20 protein-coding genes are annotated in these 22,635 nt (G+C 63.7%); 12 read left to right on the forward strand and 8 right to left on the reverse strand.

Annotated features, from left to right (window positions below; all coding sequences use genetic code 11):
* Nucleotides 1-52: 52 nt before the first annotated feature.
* Nucleotides 53-1,885: an Lnb N-terminal periplasmic domain-containing protein gene (locus GYB81_RS01955; protein ID WP_438810695.1), complete on the reverse strand. Its 1,833-nt coding sequence runs from the start codon at nucleotides 1,883-1,885 to the stop codon at nucleotides 53-55.
* A 164-nt stretch (nucleotides 1,886-2,049) separates the two neighbouring features.
* On the opposite strand from GYB81_RS01955, the gene GYB81_RS01960 reads away from it, so the two are divergent.
* The 4 genes from GYB81_RS01960 to GYB81_RS01975 all read left to right on the forward strand — a co-directional run bounded on the left by GYB81_RS01960 (nucleotide 2,050) and on the right by GYB81_RS01975 (nucleotide 6,446).
* Nucleotides 2,050-2,373: a TraR/DksA family transcriptional regulator gene (locus tag GYB81_RS01960; RefSeq protein WP_161864602.1), complete on the forward strand. Its 324-nt coding sequence runs from the start codon at nucleotides 2,050-2,052 to the stop codon at nucleotides 2,371-2,373.
* A gap of 80 nt (nucleotides 2,374-2,453) precedes the next feature.
* A complete protein-coding gene (locus tag GYB81_RS01965) occupies nucleotides 2,454-2,972 on the forward strand; it encodes a sigma-70 family RNA polymerase sigma factor (protein ID WP_161864601.1) in 519 nt (172 codons plus the stop codon).
* Nucleotides 2,959-3,882, forward strand: coding sequence for a DUF4880 domain-containing protein (locus GYB81_RS01970; RefSeq protein ID WP_161864600.1), 924 nt, complete (start codon nucleotides 2,959-2,961; stop codon nucleotides 3,880-3,882). Before GYB81_RS01965 ends, GYB81_RS01970 begins: the two co-directional genes overlap by 14 nt.
* A 101-nt stretch (nucleotides 3,883-3,983) precedes the next feature.
* Nucleotides 3,984-6,446 (forward strand): TonB-dependent siderophore receptor, encoded by a 2,463-nt coding sequence (locus GYB81_RS01975; RefSeq protein ID WP_233787464.1) that lies wholly within the window; start codon nucleotides 3,984-3,986, stop codon nucleotides 6,444-6,446.
* Nucleotides 6,447-6,452: 6 nt separating this feature from the next.
* On the opposite strand, the gene GYB81_RS01980 is transcribed toward GYB81_RS01975, so the two are convergent.
* Nucleotides 6,453-8,093 carry a cation:proton antiporter gene (locus GYB81_RS01980; protein WP_161864598.1) on the reverse strand — a complete coding sequence of 547 codons (1,641 nt, stop codon included), beginning with the start codon at nucleotides 8,091-8,093 and terminating at the stop codon, nucleotides 6,453-6,455.
* Nucleotides 8,094-8,268: 175 nt separating this feature from the next.
* Between GYB81_RS01980 and GYB81_RS01985 the strand changes: the two genes are divergently transcribed.
* The 7 genes from GYB81_RS01985 to bamJ all read left to right on the forward strand — a co-directional run bounded on the left by GYB81_RS01985 (nucleotide 8,269) and on the right by bamJ (nucleotide 14,827).
* Nucleotides 8,269-10,752 carry a Lon protease family protein gene (locus tag GYB81_RS01985; RefSeq protein ID WP_161864597.1) on the forward strand — a complete coding sequence of 828 codons (2,484 nt, stop codon included), beginning with the start codon at nucleotides 8,269-8,271 and terminating at the stop codon, nucleotides 10,750-10,752.
* 164 nt (nucleotides 10,753-10,916) lie between these two features.
* The gene (locus tag GYB81_RS01990) at nucleotides 10,917-11,270 is read left to right on the forward strand and encodes a PA4575 family protein (protein ID WP_161864596.1); all 354 of its coding nucleotides are present in this window, start codon (nucleotides 10,917-10,919) and stop codon (nucleotides 11,268-11,270) included.
* A gap of 142 nt (nucleotides 11,271-11,412) precedes the next feature.
* Nucleotides 11,413-11,904: a TIGR00645 family protein gene (locus tag GYB81_RS01995; RefSeq protein WP_161864595.1), complete on the forward strand. Its 492-nt coding sequence runs from the start codon at nucleotides 11,413-11,415 to the stop codon at nucleotides 11,902-11,904.
* 132 nt (nucleotides 11,905-12,036) lie between these two features.
* Complete coding sequence (locus tag GYB81_RS02000) at nucleotides 12,037-12,339, forward strand: DUF6482 family protein (protein ID WP_161864594.1); 303 nt, start codon at nucleotides 12,037-12,039, stop codon at nucleotides 12,337-12,339.
* Between the two features lie 11 nt (nucleotides 12,340-12,350).
* Nucleotides 12,351-13,904 (forward strand): cryptochrome/photolyase family protein, encoded by a 1,554-nt coding sequence (locus GYB81_RS02005; RefSeq protein ID WP_161864593.1) that lies wholly within the window; start codon nucleotides 12,351-12,353, stop codon nucleotides 13,902-13,904.
* Nucleotides 13,901-14,038: a DUF2256 domain-containing protein gene (locus GYB81_RS02010; protein WP_161864592.1), complete on the forward strand. Its 138-nt coding sequence runs from the start codon at nucleotides 13,901-13,903 to the stop codon at nucleotides 14,036-14,038. The genes GYB81_RS02005 and GYB81_RS02010 overlap by 4 nt, the downstream gene beginning before the upstream one ends.
* 159 nt (nucleotides 14,039-14,197) lie before the next feature.
* Nucleotides 14,198-14,827, forward strand: coding sequence for a BamJ family beta-barrel-assembly machinery protein (gene bamJ / locus GYB81_RS02015; protein WP_161864591.1), 630 nt, complete (start codon nucleotides 14,198-14,200; stop codon nucleotides 14,825-14,827).
* A gap of 128 nt (nucleotides 14,828-14,955) precedes the next feature.
* Here bamJ and GYB81_RS02020 read toward each other — a convergent pair whose 3' ends face one another.
* Nucleotides 14,956-15,186, reverse strand: coding sequence for a PA4570 family protein (locus GYB81_RS02020; RefSeq protein ID WP_161864590.1), 231 nt, complete (start codon nucleotides 15,184-15,186; stop codon nucleotides 14,956-14,958).
* Between the two features lie 269 nt (nucleotides 15,187-15,455).
* Nucleotides 15,456-17,081: a methyl-accepting chemotaxis protein gene (locus tag GYB81_RS02025; protein WP_161864589.1), complete on the reverse strand. Its 1,626-nt coding sequence runs from the start codon at nucleotides 17,079-17,081 to the stop codon at nucleotides 15,456-15,458.
* A 221-nt stretch (nucleotides 17,082-17,302) separates the two neighbouring features.
* Between GYB81_RS02025 and GYB81_RS02030 the strand changes: the two genes are divergently transcribed.
* Entirely contained in the window at nucleotides 17,303-18,457 is a 1,155-nt protein-coding gene (locus GYB81_RS02030) for an L-talarate/galactarate dehydratase (protein ID WP_161864588.1), read from the forward strand.
* A 3-nt stretch (nucleotides 18,458-18,460) separates the two neighbouring features.
* Here the strand turns inward: GYB81_RS02030 and GYB81_RS02035 are convergent, their stop codons facing one another.
* From GYB81_RS02035 to GYB81_RS02050, 4 genes are all read right to left on the reverse strand, one after another.
* Nucleotides 18,461-19,366: a LysR family transcriptional regulator gene (locus tag GYB81_RS02035; RefSeq protein ID WP_161864587.1), complete on the reverse strand. Its 906-nt coding sequence runs from the start codon at nucleotides 19,364-19,366 to the stop codon at nucleotides 18,461-18,463.
* A gap of 171 nt (nucleotides 19,367-19,537) precedes the next feature.
* Complete coding sequence (locus tag GYB81_RS02040) at nucleotides 19,538-21,058, reverse strand: tripartite tricarboxylate transporter permease (protein ID WP_161864586.1); 1,521 nt, start codon at nucleotides 21,056-21,058, stop codon at nucleotides 19,538-19,540.
* A gap of 9 nt (nucleotides 21,059-21,067) precedes the next feature.
* A complete protein-coding gene (locus tag GYB81_RS02045) occupies nucleotides 21,068-21,580 on the reverse strand; it encodes a tripartite tricarboxylate transporter TctB family protein (RefSeq protein WP_161864585.1) in 513 nt (170 codons plus the stop codon).
* A gap of 66 nt (nucleotides 21,581-21,646) precedes the next feature.
* On the reverse strand, nucleotides 21,647-22,624 hold the full coding sequence (locus GYB81_RS02050) for a tripartite tricarboxylate transporter substrate binding protein (protein WP_161864584.1): 978 nt from the start codon (nucleotides 22,622-22,624) through the stop codon (nucleotides 21,647-21,649).
* Nucleotides 22,625-22,635: the final 11 nt, after the last annotated feature.

The raw sequence follows: 22,635 nt of genomic DNA on the forward strand, positions 1-22,635 counted from the left end.
AAACGGGCAGCGGGAATTTCAGTATAGAAGCCTGTCGTCTGCCTGCTGGCGTTCAGTAGTGATACCAGCGCAGCTCCAGCTTCACCTCGTTGACCGGGCTGGCGATCTGGCTGAACTCGCGCTGGGCGCTCAGGCGCAGGCCAAGGTTGCGCGACATTTCCCATTGCTGGTTGAGCGACAGGCGACGGCGCACTTCGCCGTTATGGAAGTAGTCGCCGGCTGCCTCCAGCGTCAGGTTGCCCAGCGGGTTGCGCCACAGCAGGCCGCTGTTGAAACCCAGGGCGGGAGAGACGACGGCGGCAAAGTCCTCGTTGTATTCCAGTCGCGCCGTGCCGAGGGCGAAGCCGAGCAGGTCGTCGTGCAACTGCCAGGTGGCACCGGCGCCACCGCTGATATGGCCGACCAAGCGGCTATCGCCGTCCTCGCCGAGTACCCGCTCCAGGCCACCGCCAACCTGCCAGGACAGTGGCTGGAGCAGGTCGTTGCGCGGTGTCAGCGAGCGGATGTTGGCCAGGTCCAGGCGCTGCAACTGCCAGTGGTTGTTCTCGTACTGGCGTAGCTTGAGCTGGAATATCTCGATCTGTGCACCCAGCGGGAAACCGGCGAGGTTGTCGTTCAGGTCATGGTAGGCCATGCGCAGGCCGTATTCGGCGAAGGCGCGATCATCACGGCTGCCGCCGGCCAGTTGCCAGGTGCGTGATTCGTGGCCTTCCTCGGGCAACGGCGGGCGCTCGACCTTCAACGGTGGTGGCGGGTTACGGTTGATCGCGCCAAGCAGCTGGAAGCTGCGCTGGGCGTTGCTGCTGCGTTCTTCGTCGTTGGCGTGATAGCGCACCAGGCGAAAGGCGGCGTCCTGGATCAGCGCACGCCGTTCAGCCGGAAGGGTGAGAAAATTGGCATTCTCGAGCTGGGTCGGATCTTCGCTCAGGCGCAGCACCCAGCTCTGTTCGTCATTGTCCAGCGGTTCGGCGCGCGCCAGCAGCTCGCGCTCACGCGAAGGGCGATAGTCGATGCGTTCCACCAGCCCGGCGTCCTTGACGGCGCGCACGGTGTCGGTCGGGATGGCGGTAAGCGGAAAGTGCTCGGTCAGTTTGATGCCGGGGCGGGCGATTTCCAGCAGCTCGAGCAGGCGGTAGGAGCAGTTCTCGTCAAAGAAGAAATAGTCGAAGCGGATCTGCTTGAGTTCCCAGACGTGCTCGACCATGCGCGTGGTTTCTTCTGCCGTCAGGTTCAGGCGGTACTCCCACAGGTCGCGGTTTTCCAGACGGTTGTACTCGCTGAGTTTCTCGCGGTACGGCACCAGGGCGAACAGGCCCGGGTAGCCGCCCATCAGCCCGCGCCAGGCGTAGAGGATGCTGTTGTCGTTACCTTCGATGAAGGCACCGAAGTTCAGCGCGTAGCTGAGCAGCGCGGTGTTGTGGCTGTCGATGTCGGGCTGATCGATGCGCAGCAGGGTGTGACCGAACATCGATGACGGGCTGTTCAGATAGGCGGCCGGGAACACCAGCACCGTGCTGTGCGGATTGACGTCGGCGATCCACTCTCGGTACTCGGCGCAGTCGGGGCTGGGTAGGTCGTCGAGCTGCAACTGGGCCTTGAGCCAGCGCGTGCGCGCCGGGTACACGCACTGCGGGTGGCGGTCGCCCAGTTCGGCAGGCTGGTACAGCGCCTCGAGGGTCGCCTGCAATTCGGCGGACGGGTTGCTGTCGCCATCTTCGGCGAGAAAGAAATCCTCGTCGTCGACATAGCTGCGCCAACCTCCGAGCTTGCCGGTTTCGTAGTGGCCGAGGGCGATCCAGTAGGGATCGTTGGCCAGACGTTCGGCCGTGGCGGCATGCAGGGGGAGGCTGAGGCTCAGGGCGAGGACGGCGAATGTCCGTTTCAAGGTCGCTGTTCTTCTGGTCATGGCGATGGGCGAGCTTTGGCCAGCCTGCCGACCGGTGTCAAGGCAGTCGAGCAAGACATTTTGCGCAAGTGCTGACTGGCGTCAGTCATGGGCTTGGCGCTGCGCGTCACACTGAGCACCGTTGATAGGCAAGGAGGTTGATCATGGCTCACCGTGATGTGCTGGACGCGCTGTTGCACGAATACACCACCCGCGCCGAGGCGATTGCCCGCTGCCTCGAGCGCAGGCACCCGGCCAACGGCGCCGAGCAGGCGCAGCAGCGGCAAAACGACGAGGTGCTCGAAGCCCTACTGGCCGAGGCCGAGCAAGGCCTGCTGCTGGTGCGCCAGGCCCAGCAGCGCCTGGCCGAAGGGCGTTATGGCGAATGCCTGTGCTGTGGCGAGCCGATCGAGGCGGCGCGCCTGGCCGCTCTGCCGGTTGCCGAGTGTTGCCTGAGCTGCGTGGGCATGATGAGTCCCGAGTTCTGAGGCGTTACCGGCGCGGGATTGCAGGTGCTGCGACGAAAGGATAAATTGAGAAGTATTATCAATTGATTTTCTGCCGCCTCATGTCCCGCGATTCCTCGGCTGCCGACACGGCCCTCGACCAGCTTTACCGTGAACACCGCTCCTGGCTGCACGGCTGGATCAGCCGGCGTGTCGGCTGCCGCGACAACGCTGCCGACCTGGCTCAGGACGTGTTCGTGCGCCTGCTGCGCAGCGGCAAGCCGAGCGGCCTGTTGCTCAATCCGCGTGCCTATCTGGGCAGCGTCGCCCGTGGTCTGATGATCGACCAGTATCGGCGGCGGGCACTGGAGCAGGCCTATCTGGAAAGCATCAGCCATTTCGACGAGGCGCAAGCGCCGTCCGAGGAAGAGCGCCTGCTGCTGCTGGAAACCCTGGAACAGCTCGACCGCCTGCTCGACGGGCTGAAGCCGCGGGTGCGCCAGGTGTTCCTGCTGGCCCAGCTCGATGGCCTGACCTGCCCGCAGATCGCCGAGCGTATCGGCATGTCGCGGGCCACGGTCGAGCGCGATCTGGCCAAGGCGCTGATGGCCTGCTATCGGAGCTGCCATGAGCCGTACTGACGACCCGGTCGAGCAGGGCATCGCCTGGCTGGTGCAACTGCAGTACAACCAGCCGGACGCGCAGACCCTCGAGCGTTTCGAGCGCTGGCTGGCCGCTGCGCCGGAGCATGCGCTGGCCTGGCAGCGCGTCAACCAGGCCAGCGAGCGCTTTGCCAACCTGCCGCCGGCGTTGAGTCGCAGCACCCTGGAGGGCGCCAGCCGGCGCATGAGCCGTCGCCAGGGCCTCAAACTACTGGGGTTGTGCGCTGGCATCGGCATGCTCGGCTGGGCCGGAGCGCGAACGCAGGCGCTGCCAGGGTTGATGGCCGACTATCGCAGTGGCGTCGGCGAGCGGCGCCACCTGGCGCTGGGCGACGATATCAGCGTGCAGATGAACAGCGCCACGGCGCTGGATGTCGATCTGGCACGCCGGCGCATCGAACTGTTCTACGGCGAGTTGCTGGCCGAGGCCGGCCCGCGCCCGCTGCAGCTCAGCGCGCGCGATGGTTCGTTGCGGGGGCAGGGGCGCTTCCTGCTGCGTCAGGAGGAGGCCGGCGGCAGCCTGCTGGCGGTGCGCGACGGTCAGGTGGCGCTGACCGTGGCCGGAGCTTCGGCGATCGTCGCCGCGGGCGAGCGCGTGCAGTTCGATGGGCTGGCCATCCGCCCGGCGGCTGATAACGGCCTCGATCCCTGGGGCTGGAGCGATGGTGTACTCAGTGCGCGCGGCATGCCGCTGCGTGCCTTCCTCGCCGAGCTGTCGCGCTATCGCCGCGGCCTTCTGTACTGCCGCGATGAAGTGGCGCAGCTCCGTGTCTCCGGCACCTTCCAGCTGGGCGATACCGATCGGGTGCTGGCGCTGCTCGGCAGCACGCTGCCCATCCATATCGACTACCGCACCGATTACTGGGTGACGGTCAGTGGCAAAGCCTGACGGTTAATCGAAAAAATAACTGAGGTGGATTCTCATTTCGTTCGACCAGTAAGAGAAGGCCGACGACAGGCCACTCTGCTGATCTCGACATGGAGTATGTGATGACCGCTTCAGTTTCTCCCCTGGCCGGTGCCCTGCGCGCGGCGATCCTTGGTTTGGCTCTGGGCGCAGCGGCAGGCCCCGGCTGGGCCGCGGATGACCTGCCTGTCAGCGAGCAGCGTCAGCACTGGCGGATCGCTCCCGGGCCGCTGGTCGATGCGCTGGATCAGCTGGCGCGCCAGGCGGGTATCAGTCTGTCCTACAGCGAAGCGGACGTCAGTGACAAGCTAAGCCCCGGGATCGACGCCGAAGTGGGCCTGCAACAGGCGCTGGACACCCTGCTGCAAGGCAGCGGCCTGCGTAGCCAGGCGCAGTCACCCGGCTCGTTCGTGCTGGTGCCGCTGGCCGGCAGTGGCGATGCTCTGGACCTGGGCTCAAGCAGCGTGATCGGCAGCCGGCTGGGCGGCGTAACCGAGGGTAGCGGCTCCTACACCACCGGCAGCGTGAGCATCGGCAAGACGCCGCAATCGCTGCGGCGTACGCCGCAATCGGTGACGGTACTGACCGAACAGCGGATGAAGGATCAGAACCTCACCAACCTCAAGCAGATGCTGCAGCAGACGCCCGGCGTGGTGGTGGACCAGACCGACAGCGAGCGAGTCAACTACTACTCGCGCGGCTATCAGATCGATGCCCTGCAGTTCGATGGTTCGACCATCAATGTCGATTGGCGCAGTGGCAACTTCATCCAGCCGGATGTAGCCACCCTCGATCATGTGGAAGTGTTGCGTGGCGCCAGTGGCATGCTGCGTGGCTCGGGCAACCCGTCCGGTATCGTGAACATGGTTCGCAAGCGTCCGACACGTGATTTCCAGGGCTCGGCCAGTTATACCCTCGGTTCATGGGATGCCAATCGTTACGTGGCGGATATCTCCGGGCCGCTGACCGAAGGCGGCAACATCCGTGGGCGGGTGATCGCGGTACACGATGACAAGGATTTCTTCCAGGACACCCGCATGGAGCGCAAGAACGTGCTCTACACGGTACTGGCCGCCGACCTGAGCGATCGCACCACGGTGACCGGCGGGCTCGAGTACAGCGAGATCGATGCCACTGGCGCATGGGGCGGGCTGGTCCCCGATTTCGACGGCTCGCCGTTGTCGTTTTCCCGCTCGACCTTCCTTGGTGCCAACTGGGCTCGCTGGGACCGCACCAACACCCATGCTTTCGCCGAACTGGAGCATACCTTCGACAATGACTGGAATCTGAAGCTGAACGCCAACCGCAGCCGTCTGGCATACAAGGATCATGGTTTCCAGCAAACCTCGCTGGCGAGAACGGCGGGCGCTACCAATCCCTATCTGTGGGACGTGAACTACAACTTCAACGATGGCGGTGGCCGGACCAACTACAGCAACGTCGCTGCGGTACTGGACGGTCCGTTCCAGTTGCTGGGGCGCGAACACCGGCTGACGCTGGGCGCCGAATGGAACGAGGCCGATGCCATCGGCGTCGAGTCCGTGTGGGGCTACAACGCACGAGGAGTGGACGTGCGCAACTGGAACCCATCGGCTGTGAACAAGGAGCGCACCGGTGCCCAGGTGAACCCACAGGCGCACGCCATCACCACTCAGAAGGCCACCTATGCCAGTCTCAACCTGTCACTGGCCGACCCGCTGACCGCCATCATCGGTGCGCGTCTGAACTGGTACGACTTCGAGAATCTCACCAGCACCACCGGAGACTACAAGGTCACCCGTGAGGTCGTTCCCTACGCGGCCTTGATCTACGACCTGACCGACAACATCAGTGCCTATACCAGCTACACCGAGATCTTCGCCCCGCAGGCCGCGTTCGATGCCACCGGTTCGGTACTCGAGCCGATGACGGGCGAGGTGTATGAGCTAGGCCTCAAGGGCGAGTTCTACGACGGGCGCCTGAACAGTTCGGTTGCCCTGTTCCGCACCAACCTGATCGGCAAGGCGCTGGACGACCCGTCCATCACCAACGGCGTGCAGCAGTGCCTGCCGTACTATCCCAGCGGCTACTGCAAGACCGCTGCTGGCAAGAGCCGTAGCGAAGGTGTCGAGCTGGAAATATCGGGTGAAGTGCTGCCGGGCTGGCAGGTGGGTGGGGGTTACACCTACACCACCACCGAGTACCTGAAGGACACCGCCAACAACCAGGGTAATGCACTGCGCACCACCGACCCGAAGCACCTGCTGCGTTTGTTCACCACCTACAAGCTGCCGGGTCAGTTCGCCAACTGGACGGTGGGTGGTGGCGTGCAGGCGCAGAGCGATATCTACGCCACCAACGCCGCCGGCAGCGCTCGCGCCGAGCAGGCGGGCTACGCGATCTACAACGCCGTGCTCGCCTATCGCTTCAACGCCCATTACTCGGCGCAGTTCAATGCCAACAACCTGTTCGACAAGTACTACTACGAGAAGATCGGCATCACGGGCGCCAACTACTACTATGGCGAGCCGCGCAACTTCGCTCTGACCCTGCGCGGCGAGTTCTGAGGCCGCTCAGGCAGGCGTCTGACCGATCTCCTCCTGGACCCTGCGCGCCGCCGACTCGGCGGCATCGATGTAAGGCTGCAGCACGCTGGCGGCGCCGGCACGGGTGAAGGCTTCCAGGTCGCCCTCGCGGAATGCGCTGAGGGTGACGTTGCCACGGAAGCCGCTACTGCGTGCGGCGCGCAGGAGGATGGCATTGACCTCGCGTTGCGGGATGGTGCTGACCAGAGCACGCGCCTGCTGCAATGGCAGGTGGGCGATGAAATCGGCGTCTTCGGCATCGCCGTAGCATACCGCCAGCCCCGCCTGCCGGGCGCTGGCCAGGGCCTGCGGATCGAAGTCCACCCCCAGCACGCGCAGGCCGCCATCCTGCAGGCGATGCGCCAGCTGGCGGCCGTAGCGGCCCAGGCCGTAGACGATGACCTCAGGTTGGGCCTGCTCAGGAGCATTGTCTTCGGCGTTTTCGCGGTGGGCGACGCGCCGCTCGAATATGCCAAGCCAGGGGGAAAGGCGCTCGAACAGCGGCTGCGAGTAGAGAATCATGTAGGTGGACAGGGTGATGGTGATGATCCCCACCAGCGTTGTCAGGCCCAGCGCTGCCCCGCCCACATGGCCGAGGCTGATGCCCATGGCGACGAAGATGATGGAGAACTCGCTGATCTGAGCCACGGTTAGCCCGGCCATGAAACCGGTGCGCTTGCGGTAGCCCATCGCGCCCATGATGGCCATCACGATCAGCGGGTTGCCGATCAGCACGAACAGCGACAGCAGCAACGCGCTGCCGATCTGTTGGTGCAGATAGGTGAAGTCCAGCTGAATACCCAGGTGCAGGAAGAAGAACAGCAGAAGAAAGTCGCGCAGACTGGTCAGGCGGCTGGCGATGGCTTCACGCAATGGCGTCGAGGCCAGGCAGAAACCCGCGATGAATGCGCCCAGTTCCTTGGACAGCCCCAGGGCCTCGGCGCCCCCGGCCAACAACGTACCCCAGGCGATAGCCACTAGCATCAGCAGTTCGGGCGAGCGGGCCATGGGCGCCAGCAGGCGTGGCAGGGCAAAGCGTACCAGCAGATAGAGCAGCGCCAGGCTGGCCAGCAGGGCGCCGATCAGCGCCAGCGGGGATAACCCCTCGTGGGTGCCGTGGCTTGGCTGATACAGGCTGATGACCAGCATGGCCAGCACCACGGCGATGTCCTGCACGATGAGAAAGCCCATGGCGATGCGGCCGTGCAGTGAATCGATTTCGCCTTTGTCCGACAGCAGTTTGACGATGATGATGGTGCTGGAAAAGGTCAGCGCCACGGCCACGTAGCCGGCACTCGCCCAGTCCAGGCCCAGCAGACGACACAGGATCAGGCCGGCGACGATGGTGAAGCTCAGTTGCCCCAGACCGGTGGCCAGAGCCACCGGGCCCAGCGTGCGCACCAGGTGCATATCCAGTTTCAGGCCGACGACGAACAACAGTACCGTGATGCCGATTTCCGACAACAGACTGATCGAGCTGTGATCACCCGCCAGATTCATCACCGCCGGGCCGGCGATGATGCCGACCAGGATATAGGCGATGATCAATGGCTGGCGCAGCCTGACGGCGAGCATGCCCAGCAGCGCGGACAGGCTGAGCAGGGCGGCGATTTCCTGGAAGGCACTCATAGGCAAGGTTCCCGAGGGTGGCGCCTGTCGTTTGCAGGCTTGATGGCTACAAGACAGATTATCCCGGCATCGATTTTGCGCATTGCCTTGAATCAAGCCTTGATCCTGCTTGTGCCACAGGCCCAGAATCAGCCCATGTTTTTGCGGAACGTCCGCCCGCTATAAAGGATCGCCAATGTCCAAGCGTAGCCTCGATGCTTTGCGCCTTGCCCCCGAATCTCTGACCCGCCCCTTCGCCCCCGAGCAGTTCAACTTCAGCAGCACCGATGACCTCGAACCTTTCCGTGGCGTGCTCGGCCAGGCCCGCGCAGTCGAGGCCCTGCAATTTGGCGTGGCCATGCCGCGTCCCGGCTATAACGTGTTCGTCATGGGCGAGCCCGGCACCGGGCGCTTCTCCTTCGTCCAGCGCTACCTCAAGGCCGAAGCCAAGCGTATGGAAACACCGGCCGACCGGGTCTACGTCAACCATTTCGACGAGCCGCGCGAGCCGCGTGCGCTGGAGCTGCCAGCCGGTACGGCGAGCGACTTCATCGCCGATATCAATCAGCTGATCGACAACCTGCTGGCCACCTTTCCGGCGGTGTTCGAAACGCCGACCTACCAGCAGAAGAAGAGCGCCATCGACCGCGGCTTCAACAAGCGCTACGACCAGGCGCTGGACGTGATCGAGCGTCTGTCGCTGGAGAAGGGCGTGGCCCTGTACCGCGACAGCACCAACATCGCCTTCACCCCGATGGCCGACGGCAAGGCGCTGGACGAGGCCGAGTTCGCCCAGTTGCCGGAAGCCGACCGCGAGCGCTTCCACGCCGATATCGCCGCGCTGGAAGAGCGCCTCAACGAGGAGCTGGCCAGCCTGCCGCAGTGGAAGCGTGAATCGAGCAACCTGCTGCGTCAGCTCAATGAAGAGACCATCACCGTCGCCTTGCAGCCACTGTTGGCGCCGCTGTCGGAGAAGTATGCCGAGAACGCCGGCGTCTGCGCCTACCTGCAGGCGATGCAGATCAACCTGCTGAAAACTGCCGTCGAGCAGCTGGTGGATGTCGACAAGGCTGATCCGCAACTGCGCAAGCTGCTGGAAGAAATGTACTGCCCGAGCCTGGTGGTCGGTCACCATGCCAATGGCGGTGCGCCGGTGGTGTTCGAGTCGCACCCGACCTACGACAACCTGTTCGGCCGCATCGAGTACAGCTCCGATCAGGGGGCGCTGTACACCAGCTACCGCCAGTTGCGCCCGGGTGCGCTGCACCGCGCCAATGGCGGTTATCTGGTGGTCGAGGCGGAAAAACTGCTTGGCGAGCCCTTCGTCTGGGAGGCGCTCAAGCGCGCCCTGCATTCGCGCCAGTTGAAGATGGAGTCGCCGCTGGGCGATCTCGGCCGCATCGCCACCGTCACGCTCAACCCGCAGGTCATCCCGCTGCAGCTGAAGGTCATCATCATCGGCTCGCGGCAGCTGTATTACGCGCTGCAGGATCACGATCCGGACTTTCAGGAGATGTTCCGCGTTCTGGTCGACTTCGACGAGGACATCCCGCTCGCCGAAGACAGCCTGGAGCAGTTCGCCCAGTTGATGAAGACGCGTACCTCGGAGGAGGGCATGGCGCCCATGACCGGCGCTGCGGTGGCACGCCTGGCCACCTACAGCGCACGTCTGGCCGAACACCAGGGGCGCCTGTCGGCGCGTATCGGGGATCTGTTCCAGCTGGTCAGCGAGGCCGATTTCATTCGCCAGCTGGCCGGCGAGAAGATCACCGACGTCGGCCATATCGAGCGCGCGCTCAAGGCCAAGGCTACGCGCACCGGGCGTGTGTCGGCGCGGATCATCGACGACATGCTGGCCGGCATCATCCTCATCGACACCAGCGGCGCCGCCGTCGGTAAGTGCAACGGCCTGACCGTGCTGGAAGTCGGCGACTCGGCCTTCGGTGTGCCGGCGCGGATTTCCGCCACGGTGTATCCGGGAGGCAGCGGCATCGTCGATATCGAGCGCGAGGTCAGCCTCGGTCAGCCGATCCACTCCAAGGGCGTGATGATCCTCACCGGTTTCCTCGGCAGCCGCTACGCCCAGGAATTTCCCCTGGAGATTTCCGCGAGCATCGCCCTGGAGCAGTCCTACGGTTACGTCGACGGTGACAGCGCCTCGCTCGGCGAGGTCTGCACACTGATTTCGGCGCTGTCGCGCACGCCGCTCAAGCAGTGCTTCGCCATCACCGGCTCGATCAACCAGTTCGGCGAAGTGCAGGCGGTCGGCGGCGTCAACGAGAAGATCGAAGGCTTCTTCCGCCTGTGCGAGGCGCGTGGCCTGACCGGCGAGCAGGGGGTGATCATCCCGCATTCCAACGTCGCCAACCTGATGCTCGACGAGCGCGTGTTGCAGGCGGTGCGAGACGGGCAGTTCAACGTCTATGCCGTGCGCCATGTCGACGAGGCGCTGAGCCTGCTGGTCGGCGAGGCGGCCGGACACCCGGACGAGAAAGGGCGTTTCCCCAAGGGCAGCGTCAACGCCCGTGTAGTCGAGCGCCTGCGCGATATCGCCGAGATCGGCCTGGAAGAGGAAGGCAAGCCTGCCGAGGAGAAGGCGAAAGCCGAGGCCGAGGCAGCGGCCGCCAAGCCGGCCAAGACGCCACGACGCAAGAAAGGCGAGGGCGACGTCGCAAGCTGATCAGAACTTGCACGATTGTCCCGGATTGCCCGGGACAGGCGCACCGGTCTTGTTGCTAACGCCTCATGCACAGAGTTATCCACAGATTGCGTGGATAACTTTGGCTTCACAGTGCGGGCGCTCGGGGTGTAGGCTGGAGCCTGGATTCCGCGAGGGTCGCCGCCATGTCGCGCAGCCTCTGCCTCACCCGCCAATGCCTGGGCCTGGTCACGCGCATCGAATGCGTGGTTCGGCCGATGGCCGGTCACAACGGACGCTGGATACTGCTTTGCGCTGCCGGTATGACAGGCGCGCAGCCCTCTGCGATCAAGGCGCAAGGCCCGTTCTATGGGCCTCTTGTCGCAGAAGGCGTGCTTGACTCGATTGCCGAAAGCCTGGCCTTGCAGGGCTATGTCGAATGCAGCGAACCGCCCATCTGGCGTTTGCATATGCAGGCCGAATTGCGCCGCGTCAGCGGCGAACGCAGCAGTCCGTTCGGCGCATTCCACAGTCAGCCCGAGACTGACGGGCATAGCTGAATCGTCCCAAGCAGAGCGCCCGGGAACGGTCGCAGCGCAGGCCTGGTGCTGGGGGTTATCCACAATACGCGGGGCGCTTCTGCTGATGCAGGCCGATGGGTATACTCGCCGCGATTTTCTCCCTTCCTTCAGTGAGTCTTCCATGGAACGCTTTATCGAAAACGCCATGTACGCATCGCGTTGGCTGCTGGCGCCGATCTACTTTGGTCTTTCTCTGGGTTTGCTGGCGCTGGCGCTGAAATTCTTCCAGGAAGTCTTTCATATCCTGCCGAATGTGTTCGCCATGGCAGAGTCCGACCTGATTCTGGTGCTGCTGTCGCTGATCGACATGGCCCTGGTGGGTGGCTTGCTGGTCATGGTGATGATCTCCGGCTACGAGAACTTCGTTTCGCAACTGGATATCGATGACAGCAAGGAGAAACTCAGCTGGCTGGGCAAGATGGACTCCAGCTCGTTGAAGATGAAGGTGGCGGCCTCGATCGTGGCCATTTCCTCGATCCACCTGCTGCGGGTTTTCATGGATGCACGCAACTACGAAACGGACCATCTGATGTGGTACGTGATCATCCACATGACCTTCGTGGCCTCGGCATTCGCCATGGGCTATCTGGACAAGCTGACCAAGCACGATTGACCCTGGCTGGCTGAAGACCGCCCGTCCGGATAGGACGGGCGTTTTGCTTTCTGGGCTTGAGCTTTTTCTTTATTGTACAAGAATCTATTTTGTATAGGTTCTTGTATAGTTAATGGCAGGAGAAAGCTCAAAATGAATCTGCAGGATCTGGCCACTCACGCCCAGGCCGGGCGCATCGATGAACTCAATCTGATCTCGCTCGAAGGGGGCATCTACTTGCTCGAAGCGCGGATGGACGGGCGTGCGCATCCGATTCTCAACGAACACGGCAGTACGCTGAGCCTGCGATCGGTCGAGCATGCGCGCGATGTGCTGCAGGAAACGCCGACGCTGCCGTTCTTCCTGGTACACAGCTCGGTACACGACGAGATGTGTGGCATGCCCTCGGCCGCCAACAGCCTACGCGTGCCCATCGCGTTTCGCTCCGGCTGGTGACAGCGCAGCAGATGGCCTCCGATATCGACGGCGGCGTGCGCCGCCTGATCCTGATTCTTGGCGACCAGCTCACGCCCGGCCTCGGTGCCCTGGAGGATATCGACCCGCAGCGGGATCATGTGCTGTTGGCCGAGGTGATGGAGGAGGCCAGCCATGTGCCGCATCACCCGAAGAAGATCGCCCTGATTTTCAGCGCCATGCGCCATTTCGCCGAGGCCCTGCGCGCGCAGGGCGTGCAGGTGCACTACGTGGCTCTGGACGATCCTCATAACAGCGGATCCTTGCCCGGTGAGCTGCAGCGCTGGACGCAACAGCTCAACCCCGCCGAAGTGCATCTGACCGAGTGTGGTGACTGGCGTCTGGAACAGGCGTTACGCCACTGTGGCGTGCCGATACACTGGCATCGGGATGGCCGCTTTCTCTGTTCGCGCGAGGCCTTCGCCGCCTGGGCGAAGGATCGCAAGCAACTGCGCATGGAGTTCTTCTACCGCGAGATGCGCCGCACCAGTGGCCTGCTGCTCAACCCCGATGGCACCCCCGAGGGCGGTGCCTGGAACTTCGATGCCGACAACCGCAAGGCCTTGCCCAAGGGCGTGCACCCGCCTGCGCCGCTGCGTATCGAGGCGGATGCGATCACGACCGAGGTGCTGGAGCTGGTATCGCGGCGTTTCGCCGATCACTACGGCAGCCTGGACGGTTTCGATTACCCGGTCACTGCCGAGCAGGCCGAGCGTCTCTGGCAGCATTTTCTCGCCCATGGCCTGGCGGATTTTGGCGACTATCAGGACGCCATGGCCGACGACGAGCCTTTTCTCTTTCACTCGCGCATCAGCGCCGCGCTGAATATCGGCCTGCTCGATCTGCGGCGCATCTGCGCCGAGGTCGAGGCGGCCTATCGCGCAGGCGACGTGCCTCTGAACGCAGCCGAAGGTTTCATTCGCCAACTGATCGGCTGGCGCGAATACGTGCGCGGCATCTACTGGCTGCGCATGCCTGAGTACGCCGAAGGCAACCGTTTCGGCAATTCACGGGCGCTGCCCGAGTTCTACTGGACCGGCCGGACGCGCATGAACTGCATGCGCCAGGCCATCGGTCAGACCCTCGAGCATGCCTACGCCCACCATATCCAGCGGCTCATGGTCACCGGCAACTTCGCCTTGCTCGCCGGCATCGCGCCCAAGGTGATCTGCGACTGGTACCTGGCCGTGTACATGGACGCCTTCGACTGGGTGGAGCTGCCCAACACCCTGGGCATGGTGATGCACGCCGACGGCGGCTATCTCGGTTCCAAGCCCTATTGCGCCAGCGGCCAGTACATCAAGCGCATGTCCAACCATTGCCAGAGCTGCAGCTACAAGGTGAGTGAGAGCACCGGCGAGTCGGCCTGCCCGTTCAACGCGCTGTACTGGCATTTCCTCATGCGTCACCGTGAGCCGCTGGAACATAACCCGCGCATGGGCATGGTCTACCGCAACCTGGCGCGCATGAACGAGGCCAAGCAGCAGGCGCTGTGGGAGTGGGGCGAGCACCTGCTGGCCCGTCTCGATGCCGGGGAAATGCTGTGAAGAAGGCCCAGTTACCGGTGAAGACCTGCTTGGTCTGCGGCTTGCCATTCGCCTGGCGTAAGAAGTGGGCACGCTGCTGGGACGAGGTGCGTTACTGCTCCGAGCGCTGTCGGCGTGGGCGCAACTCACCATAGATACGAGGCTGTCGCCGCTAAAGCGCGTCCCGCTGCAGGCGTGTTCGGCTTACGGTTGTGGGAGGGACTTCAGCCGTGACAGGCAAGGGCGCGCTGCCGTGACCTGGCTTCTGTGCTAGGCTGGCCGGCCTTTTTCATAGCCCCTAGCGGAGCCTTTTCATGTCCGAATTCAACTTCAGCCCCGATCTGTCCTCCGATGAGGGTCGCGTCAGCTACGGCATCGGTCGTCAACTCGGTGGTCAGTTGCGCGACAACCCGCCGCCCGGCATCGACCTCAATGCCATCCTCGCCGGTCTGACCGACGCCTTCACGGGCCAGGCCAGCCGCGTATCCGAGGCCGAGCTGGGCGCAAGCTTCAAGGTCATCCGCGAAATCATGCAGGCCGAGGCGGCTGCCAAGGCCGAAGCCGCTGCCGGCGAAGGCCGTGCCTATCTGGCCGAGAACGCCAAACGTGAAGGCGTGACCGTGCTGCCGTCCGGCCTGCAGTACGAAGTACTGGTCGCAGGCGAGGGCGCCAAGCCGTCCGCCGAGGACCAGGTACGTACCCACTACCATGGCACCCTGATCGACGGCACCGTATTCGACAGCTCCTACGAGCGCGGCCAGCCGGCTGAGTTTCCGGTCGGCGGCGTGATTCCGGGCTGGGTCGAGGCCCTGCAACTGATGGGCACCGGCAGCAAATGGCGCCTGCACGTGCCGAGCGAGCTGGCCTACGGTGCTCAAGGCGTCGGCAGCATTCCGCCGCACAGCGTGCTGGTGTTCGATGTCGAGCTGCTCGATATCCTGTAAGCGAAATGCGTAGGTAAGTCGTAGGGTGGACAACGCTGTTCTTGTCCACCACGGCGACGGTGGACGGGTGAAGCGTCGTCCACCCTACGATCGAGCGGCCCCTTGCATTGCAGGGGGCCGTTTTGTCTTTAGGACGGCCGCAAGGCCCGTGCGTAGCAGTACAGGAACAGGCTGCGCACCAGTTCCTTGAGCACGACGGGCTCACTGGAGTTCAGTTCCTGCAGGTCCAGGTCGCCCTGGTCGCGCAGCTCGTCCAGGGCTTCTTCTTCGAGCATGGCGCAGACTTCGCCGGTTTCGCGGTTGAGGATGCGCAGGTAGGGATGCGGGCGGTCCAGCCAGGCATCAATCAGGTAGGTCATGGCAGGTCTCCTTGGCCGTCGTTACGTAACTGAGAATAATTCCTATTACATAAATAGCAAGGACTAATTGCGACCTTTTGTCGTTTGCCTTGTGAAGGTGCCACCGCTTGCGGCGCGGAGCCACTGTGCAGCGCGCATTCTGCGCTCAGGTATTGGGCAATACCCGGGTGAGGGCTGTGAAGGTGAGCACGCGGCTCACCCGAGCGCCAACGCAGGGCAGGGCGAGGCTGCCGGTGCTGCCCTGCTGATCATGTCGGGTCGCTGCTGCCCTAGGCACCTAGACGACGGGTCACCTCGCCCAATTGTCCGGACATGTCGTGCAGGTTGCGGCTGGCCATCTGCGTGCGTTCCACGTTGTCCTGATTGGCGCTGGCGATAGCGGTCAGCTCGGTGAGGTTGCGCGAGATGTCCTCGGCCACCGAGGTCTGTTCCTCGGCAGCCGTGGCGATCTGCTGGTTCATGTCGCGAATGGCCTCTACCGCCTCGGTGATGCGCTGCAGCATGGCGCCGGCTTCGGTGACCTGGGTGACACCCTGTTCGCTGCGCTGCTGGCCGCTCTCGATGGCGCGCACGGCATTCAGGGCGCCGGTCTGCACGGTGTCGATGATCTGGTTGATCTCGGCGGTGGATTCGGCCGTGCGTTGGGCGAGGTGGCGCACCTCGTCGGCGACTACGGCGAAGCCGCGTCCCTGCTCGCCGGCGCGCGCGGCCTCGATGGCGGCATTGAGAGCGAGCAGGTTGGTCTGTTCGGCGATGCCGCGAATCACTTCCAGCACCTTGCCGATGCGCCCGCTGTCGCTTTCCAGGCGACGGATCACTTCCGCCGTACTGGCAATCTCGCCGCGGATGTCGGTGATGGTGGCGATGGTCGATTGCATCACCGTGCTGCCCTGGCGCGCCGAGTCGTCGGCGTCGTTGGCCGCGTGCGCGGCATCGGCGGCGTGGCGCGCCACTTCCTGAGCGGTGGCGGACATCTCGTGCATGGCGGTGGCGACCTGATCGGTGCGTTCGAACTGCTCGCTGACGCCTTCGGTCATGCGCGAGGCGATGGCGTTGAGCTCGCTGCTGGCACTGTCGAGGTTCTGCGTGCTCTGGTGCAGGCGCTCGGTGGTACTGGCGAGAAAGTCACGCAGGGTGTTGGCCGCACGCGCCAGCAGGCCCAGCTCGTCCTGGCGGGTACTTTCCACGCGCTGGCCGAACTGCCCATGGCTGAGCTGGTCGACGTGGCCAATCAGGTGGCGAATGGGGATGATCAGGTTGCGGTTGACCAGCCACAGGCTGAACAGGGCAATGATCAGCGCGGCGACCAGCATCAGCACGGTGCCGCTGAAAATGGTACGGGCGGCGCTGGCGTTGATTTGTTCGGCCTGGCTCAGGCTGTTCTGGCGCAACTGCTCGACCAGCGCGCTCATCTGCTCGCTGGCGGCGCGGTCGATGCCTTTTACGGCCTCATCGCCGGCCCTGGCATCGGCGCCGGCGCTGACGAAGGCATCGCGGCCCTTGCGGTAGTTGGCGCCGAGGGCCTGGTGTTCGCTGCGCAGGCGCTCGACCTGGTTCCTCAGCGCCGGGTCGGCAGCGGCGACCTGAGCGAGCTGGCCGAGAATCTCCTGCACCTTGCGTTCCTGCGCTTCGAACTGGCTCCAGTAGCGTTGCAGGCTGGCGTTGTCCTGGCCACGCAGCAGTATGTTCTTCCATTCCTGTACCTGGATCTTGAATTCGACGTTGGCCGCATCGATCAGTCGCGAGGACTCCAGCGGACCATCGAGAAGGCCACGGTAAGACTGGATGCCGCTGGAAAGGAAGCTGAAGCAGGCCAGGGCGGTAATCAGGATCAGTGCCAGACTGCCGCCGAGCAGGGCGAGAATCTGCGCGCGCAGGGATTTTTGCAAAAACATGATGGGGGTGCCTCGGAAGCCAGGCGTGGCGGGACGCGCTCAGCCTAGTGGGCGAATGTTGCAGATTTGTGAAAGGTCTAGACGACTTGTCACGATGCCGGGATGCGCCTGGTGTCGGTGAATACCAACGCTTGAATGATTGCGCAATCATCATAATCTGGCTCGGGTTGCCCATTTTCGGCGGCCCGAGAGGGGCGCCGAGTCATCACGAGGAAGCAGTCATGACCGATAACGCCGCCCCATCCGCCGACGACGACCGCATTGCCTGGCTGAGCCTGCGCTCCGTGACGCTGCCGCTGGCCAACCCGATTAGTGATGCCAAGGTACTGACCGGCCGGCAGAAGCCGATGACCGAGATCGCCATCCTGATCGCTGAAGTCGAGACCCGTGACGGCCACCGTGGCCTGGGCTTCAGCTACTCCAAGCGTGCCGGTGGTCCCGGCCAGTTCGCCCATGCCCTGGAAATGGCGCCGAACCTGATCGGTGAGAACCCCAGCGATATCGCCAAGCTGTGGGACAAACTGTGCTGGGCCGGCGCATCGGTCGGCCGCAGCGGCCTGGCGAGCCAGGCTATCGGCGCCTTCGACGTTGCCTTGTGGGACCTCAAGGCACGGCGCAGCGGTTTGTCGCTGGCGCGCCTGCTCGGCAGTCATCGCGATTCGGTGCGCTGCTACAACACCTCTGGCGGCTTCCTGCATACACCGCTCGACCAGCTGCTGAAAAATACCGATATCTCCCGCGAAAAGGGCATCGGCGGGATCAAGCTCAAGGTCGGCCAACCCGACTGGGCACTGGATATCCACCGCGTCAGCACGGTGCGTAAGCATCTGGGCGAGGGTTTTCCGCTGATGGTCGATGCCAACCAGCAATGGGATCGCCCGACCGCACGGCGCATGTGCCGGCGCCTGGAGCCCTTCGACCTGATCTGGATCGAGGAGCCGCTGGACTGCTACGACGCCGAAGGCCATGCCGAGCTGGTGCGTCAGTTCGATACGCCGATCGCCACCGGCGAGATGCTCACCAGCCCGGCCGAGCACTGGGAGTTCATCCGCCAGCGCGGCGCCGATTTCCTCATGCCCGATGCGCCGCGCGTAGGCGGCATCACTCCGTATCTGCGCGTGCAGACCCTGGCCGAGCAGGCCGGCATGACCCTGGCGCCGCACTTCGCCATGGAGCTGCACGTGCACCTGGCCGCCAGCCATACGCGCGAGCCCTGGGTCGAGCATTTCGAGTGGCTGGAGCCGCTGTTCAACGAGCGCCTGGAAATTCGCGACGGGCGCATGCTGGTGCCGACCCGTCCTGGCCTTGGGCTGAGCCTGAGCGAACAGGTCGCCGGCTGGACGGTGCAGCAGGCGGAGATTGGCAAGCGCGGCTGATCTTCAGCTCTGCGGATAGATGTCGCGGGCAGCCTGGCGCACGGCTTCGATCACCGCCGGCAGTGCGGGGTTGTCGTTGTCATCGCGCCAGAGCAGATGCAGCTCGCCGCACACGCCTGTAGGTAGCGACAGCTCACGGAACCGCACCTGCTCGAAGCGAATGGCGCTGGCGCTACGTGGCACCAGCGCCAGCCCCATGCCCGCGTTGACCAGCGACAGGATGGTCAGGGTCGAGCCCAGCGACTGCACGAATTCCGGCTGGATGCCCCTGGCGCGAAACAGGCCGGTGTGAAGTTCGTTGAAGGGCTGCCAGGCGGTATGTGCATAAAGGATGAATGGCTGGCCGTGGAGCATCTCCAGGGTCGGCCGTTCGTGCTGCGCCAGCGGATGTTCGGCAGGCGCGGCCAGCACGAAGGGCTCGCGCAACAGGCATTCGCTGATCAGCCCCGTTTGCTGCAAGGGCGCCCGCACGATGGCCAGGTCAACACGCCTGGCGCGCAGTGCCTGCACCTGTTCGAAGGTGCTCATTTCCAGCAGCGCGATGTCCACGCCAGGGCGTTCACGCTTGGCAGTGGTGATCGCGCGCGGCAGTACGTCATACACCGCGCTGGCGACGAAGCTGATGTTCAGCGAACCGCTTTCACCGATGGCTGCCAGTCGGGCGCTCTGTGCCGCGCGGTGGGCCTGATCGAGCAGAGCCTGGGCTTCTACGAAAAAGGCGCGACCGGCCGCTGTCAATGCAACAGAGCGGGTACTGCGGGTGAACAGCGTGACGCCCAACTGATGCTCGAGCAGCTGAATCTGCCGGCTCAGCGGGGGCTGGGTCATGTGCAGGCGTTCGGCGGCGCGGCGGAAGTTCAGTTCGGCGGCCAGGGTGGTGAAGCAGCGCAGCTGCGCCAGGTCGAACATTGATTCATTCCGGGTATCAATCAAGTGGATGATTAGATTAGACCTGGATCAATGCAAGCGTCCATCATCTGCCACGAGTCGTTGTAGATGGCGTGCCAGAGGGGTTGGGCACGGAAAGAGGCGGGAGAGGAAAAAGAACCGCCCCCTGAGCAGAGGGGGCGGTGGAGTGGATCAGGTACGCAGGATCTGGTTGATCGCGCTGGGTTTGGGACGCAGCGCGCTGAACACCTGCCAGAGCACGAACACCAGCGCCATACCGAGGAAGGTCCCGGCAATTGGGTTGGTGAAGAAGTCGACGAAACTGCCGTCCGACAGCATCAGCCCGCGGCGCAGATTGGTTTCCGCCATGGGGCCGAGGATGAAGCCGATGATGAAGGGGGCCGCCGGCATACCTGCCTTGACGAAGGCGTAGCCGAGCAGGCCGAACAGCAGGATCGACCAGACGTCGAACAGGCGGCTGGACAGGCCAAAGGCACCGACTACGCAGAGCACCAGAATGATCGGCAGCAGGATGTGCTTGGGCACGTCGAGCAGCTTGATGAACAGGCGCAGGCCGTAGAACTCCATGAACAGCATCATGCAGGTGGCGACGATCAGCGCGGCAAAGATGGTGTAAACCAGCGGTCCCTGGCTGATGAACAGCAGCGGTCCGGGTTGGATGCCGTGAATCAGGAAGCCGCCCAGCAGGATCGCGGTAACGGTGTCGCCGGGGATGCCCAGGGTCATCAGCGGCATCATGGCGCCGCCGACGCCGGCGTTGTTGGCGGTTTCACTGGCGACTACGCCACCAATGTTGCCCTTGCCGTAGGTGTCCCCATCCTTGGCGCGCTTCTTGGCAATGATGTAGGAAACCAGGTTGGACGTACCGGCGCCGATGCCCGGCAGGATACCGATGCCGAGGCCGATCAGACCGGAGCGGCCAGCGTTGGGCAGTTGCTCGCGGAACTCCTTGAGCGAAAAGCCAAAGCCCTTGATGTTCTTCATGCTCACCGACTTGGCTTTGCCCTGCACGGCATGGCGGCCGGTTTCAGCCAGCTTGATGATCTCGGCCACGGCGAACATACCGATCATCACGGTCAGCATCGAGAAGCCACCGTTGAGCTCGCTGAAGCCGAAGGTGAAGCGGCGGATGGCCTCGACCGGTGCGATGCCGACGGTGGATACGGCGATACCCAGCGCACCGGCGAACAGGCCCTTGACCATGGAGCCGGCCGACAGGGTGGCGATCAGGGTCAGGGAAAACACCGCGATGGCGAAGTATTCATGCGGGCCGAAGCTCAGGGCCACCTTGGCCAGCTGGGGGGCGATGAACATCAGCGCGACGATACTGAAGATGGTGCCGAGGAAAGAGAACACGATACCGACGCCAAGGGCCTTGACGCCGTGGCCCTGCTCCATCAGCGGACCACCGTCGAACACCGTGGCGATGGAGGAGGGGGTTCCGGGAATTTTCAGCAGGATCGCCGAGATCAGACCTCCGGACGTTGCGCCGATGAACAATGCCACCAACAGCGACAGGCCGGCCTGCGGGCCCATGGTGAAGGTCAGTGGCAGGCACAGGGCGACGGCCATGGTGGCCGACAGGCCGGGCACGGCGCCGAAGACGATGCCCATGGCCACGCCAACGGCCATCAGCATCATGATGTTCAGTGAAAAGACGGCACCGAAGCCTTGCTGCAGTAATTCGAGCATGGTCGATCCTCAGATGTAGTCGTTCAGCAGGCCAGCGGGCAGCAACAGGTCGAAGGCCTCGCGGAACAGCAGGAAAATGAGCGCCGAGCAGCTAACGGCGATCAGGAGATAGGTCAGGTGTCTGGCTTTCTGGTTTGCCGGGGTCAGCACGAGGAACTGCAGATACAGATAAACCACGGTCATGATCGGGAAACCCACAGGGCCGAGCAGGGCCATGTAGCCAAGAATCAGGCCGAGGGTCTTGAAAACGGTCTTGGGTTCGACGATTTCGGCAGCCGGCTCTTCAGCCTCTGTCTGCGCGGGGGCCGGGGTGCTGGGCTCGGTGGCAGCCTTGGGCTTGGCGAAGGCGCTGGCCAGTTGCATCAGACCAAGCAAAGACAGGAAGCCGGCCAGCAGTTTGGGCACAGTGGCCGCATCGACGCCAGCATGGCCGGGCAGCTGTTGGGCCAGTACCAGATAGGCAAGGCTGGCGACGAGCATGGCAATGCCGATGATCAGTTCTTTCTTGTTCAGGGTGTTCATCGCGTACCTCGATGTTCTGAGGTGCAGCGCCGGCACGAATCGATCGGGCCGGCGCTGCGTTGTGGCTTACTTGGACTTGCGCAGTTCATCTTTGAACTGCATGAAGTCTTCGCGGGTCTTCGCCAGGATCTGCTTGGCTTCTTCGGTAGGGAAGAAAGCGACGGGTTGCTTGAATTTCTTCAGGTCTTCGGCGTACTCAGGCTTCTCGGTGATCTGCTTCATGATGTCGGACATCTTCTTCACGATGGCCGGATCGGTGCCTTTCGGGAAAGCCACTACGTACGGTTTGTCCATGGTGATGTCGAGGCCTTGCTCCTTGAGGGTCGGCACGTCACCCAGCATGGCGTTGCGTTCGTCGTTAGGCTGGCCCAGTGCGACCATCTGCCCGCCCTGCACATAGTCTTGTACGGAACCATAGGTGATGGCTCCCATGTCCAGACGACCGCCGAGCATGCCCACCACGCGGTCGGATACGGTGCCGCCGTCGACCATCTTCAGTTTGGCGCCGCTGAGTTTCTCCAGCATCAGGCCCTGAATGTGCGAGAAGCTGCCCATTTCGGTGCCGTAGGTGATGCTGCCCGGGTTGGCCTTGGATTTGTCGACCAGGTCTTTCATGCTGGTCACGCCGGACTGCTTGGAGGCGACGAACACGGTGCTCTTGTCGACACCGGCGATGCAGGACACGTCGAAGGCCTCATAGCTGTCTTCGGTCAGGCCGGCGACTTCGTTGACGATCAACTGGCCCGGGTGGGTGAAGAGGATGGTGTTGCCATCGGCCGCAGCGCCCTTGACCTGTTCGGCCGCCAGGGTGCCCCCGCCGCCAGCGACGTTGGTCACCACCATGCTTTTGCCGGTGATTTCGTTGAAGTACTTGGCCATGGTGCGGGCATTGAAGTCGGTATCGCCGCCGGGGTTGGCGATGACCACCACCTGGACCGGACGAGTTGGCCACTTGACCTCATCGGCGAAGGTGGCGGCGTGGGTGACCAGGGCACCCATTCCGACCAGGGCAGAAAGGAGGGAGGCGCGGAATGTTTTTTTCATTGGAATACTCC

Origin of the sequence: Pseudomonas yangonensis (genome assembly GCF_009932725.1) — a bacterium.
GTDB classification, from domain to species: domain Bacteria; phylum Pseudomonadota; class Gammaproteobacteria; order Pseudomonadales; family Pseudomonadaceae; genus Aquipseudomonas; species Aquipseudomonas yangonensis.

What these genes read in the sequence shown, in the direction of transcription:
- GYB81_RS02000 (WP_161864594.1), top strand. Translation starts at nt 12,037, where the DNA reads ATGAATCTGCAGGATCTGGCCACTCACGCCCAGGCCGGGCGCATCGAT.
- GYB81_RS01990 (WP_161864596.1), top strand. Translation starts at nt 10,917, where the DNA reads ATGTCGCGCAGCCTCTGCCTCACCCGCCAATGCCTGGGCCTGGTCACG.
- GYB81_RS01980 (WP_161864598.1), bottom strand. Translation starts at nt 8,093, where the DNA reads ATGAGTGCCTTCCAGGAAATCGCCGCCCTGCTCAGCCTGTCCGCGCTG.
- bamJ (WP_161864591.1), top strand. Translation starts at nt 14,198, where the DNA reads ATGTCCGAATTCAACTTCAGCCCCGATCTGTCCTCCGATGAGGGTCGC.
- GYB81_RS02030 (WP_161864588.1), top strand. Translation starts at nt 17,303, where the DNA reads ATGACCGATAACGCCGCCCCATCCGCCGACGACGACCGCATTGCCTGG.
- GYB81_RS02035 (WP_161864587.1), bottom strand. Translation starts at nt 19,366, where the DNA reads ATGTTCGACCTGGCGCAGCTGCGCTGCTTCACCACCCTGGCCGCCGAA.
- GYB81_RS01960 (WP_161864602.1), top strand. Translation starts at nt 2,050, where the DNA reads ATGGCTCACCGTGATGTGCTGGACGCGCTGTTGCACGAATACACCACC.
- GYB81_RS01965 (WP_161864601.1), top strand. Translation starts at nt 2,454, where the DNA reads ATGTCCCGCGATTCCTCGGCTGCCGACACGGCCCTCGACCAGCTTTAC.
- GYB81_RS02050 (WP_161864584.1), bottom strand. Translation starts at nt 22,624, where the DNA reads ATGAAAAAAACATTCCGCGCCTCCCTCCTTTCTGCCCTGGTCGGAATG.
- GYB81_RS01985 (WP_161864597.1), top strand. Translation starts at nt 8,269, where the DNA reads ATGTCCAAGCGTAGCCTCGATGCTTTGCGCCTTGCCCCCGAATCTCTG.
- GYB81_RS02040 (WP_161864586.1), bottom strand. Translation starts at nt 21,058, where the DNA reads ATGCTCGAATTACTGCAGCAAGGCTTCGGTGCCGTCTTTTCACTGAAC.
- GYB81_RS02020 (WP_161864590.1), bottom strand. Translation starts at nt 15,186, where the DNA reads ATGACCTACCTGATTGATGCCTGGCTGGACCGCCCGCATCCCTACCTG.
- GYB81_RS02005 (WP_161864593.1), top strand. Translation starts at nt 12,351, where the DNA reads ATGGCCTCCGATATCGACGGCGGCGTGCGCCGCCTGATCCTGATTCTT.
- GYB81_RS02025 (WP_161864589.1), bottom strand. Translation starts at nt 17,081, where the DNA reads ATGTTTTTGCAAAAATCCCTGCGCGCGCAGATTCTCGCCCTGCTCGGC.
- GYB81_RS01970 (WP_161864600.1), top strand. Translation starts at nt 2,959, where the DNA reads ATGAGCCGTACTGACGACCCGGTCGAGCAGGGCATCGCCTGGCTGGTG.
- GYB81_RS02045 (WP_161864585.1), bottom strand. Translation starts at nt 21,580, where the DNA reads ATGAACACCCTGAACAAGAAAGAACTGATCATCGGCATTGCCATGCTC.
- GYB81_RS01975 (WP_233787464.1), top strand. Translation starts at nt 3,984, where the DNA reads ATGACCGCTTCAGTTTCTCCCCTGGCCGGTGCCCTGCGCGCGGCGATC.
- GYB81_RS01995 (WP_161864595.1), top strand. Translation starts at nt 11,413, where the DNA reads ATGGAACGCTTTATCGAAAACGCCATGTACGCATCGCGTTGGCTGCTG.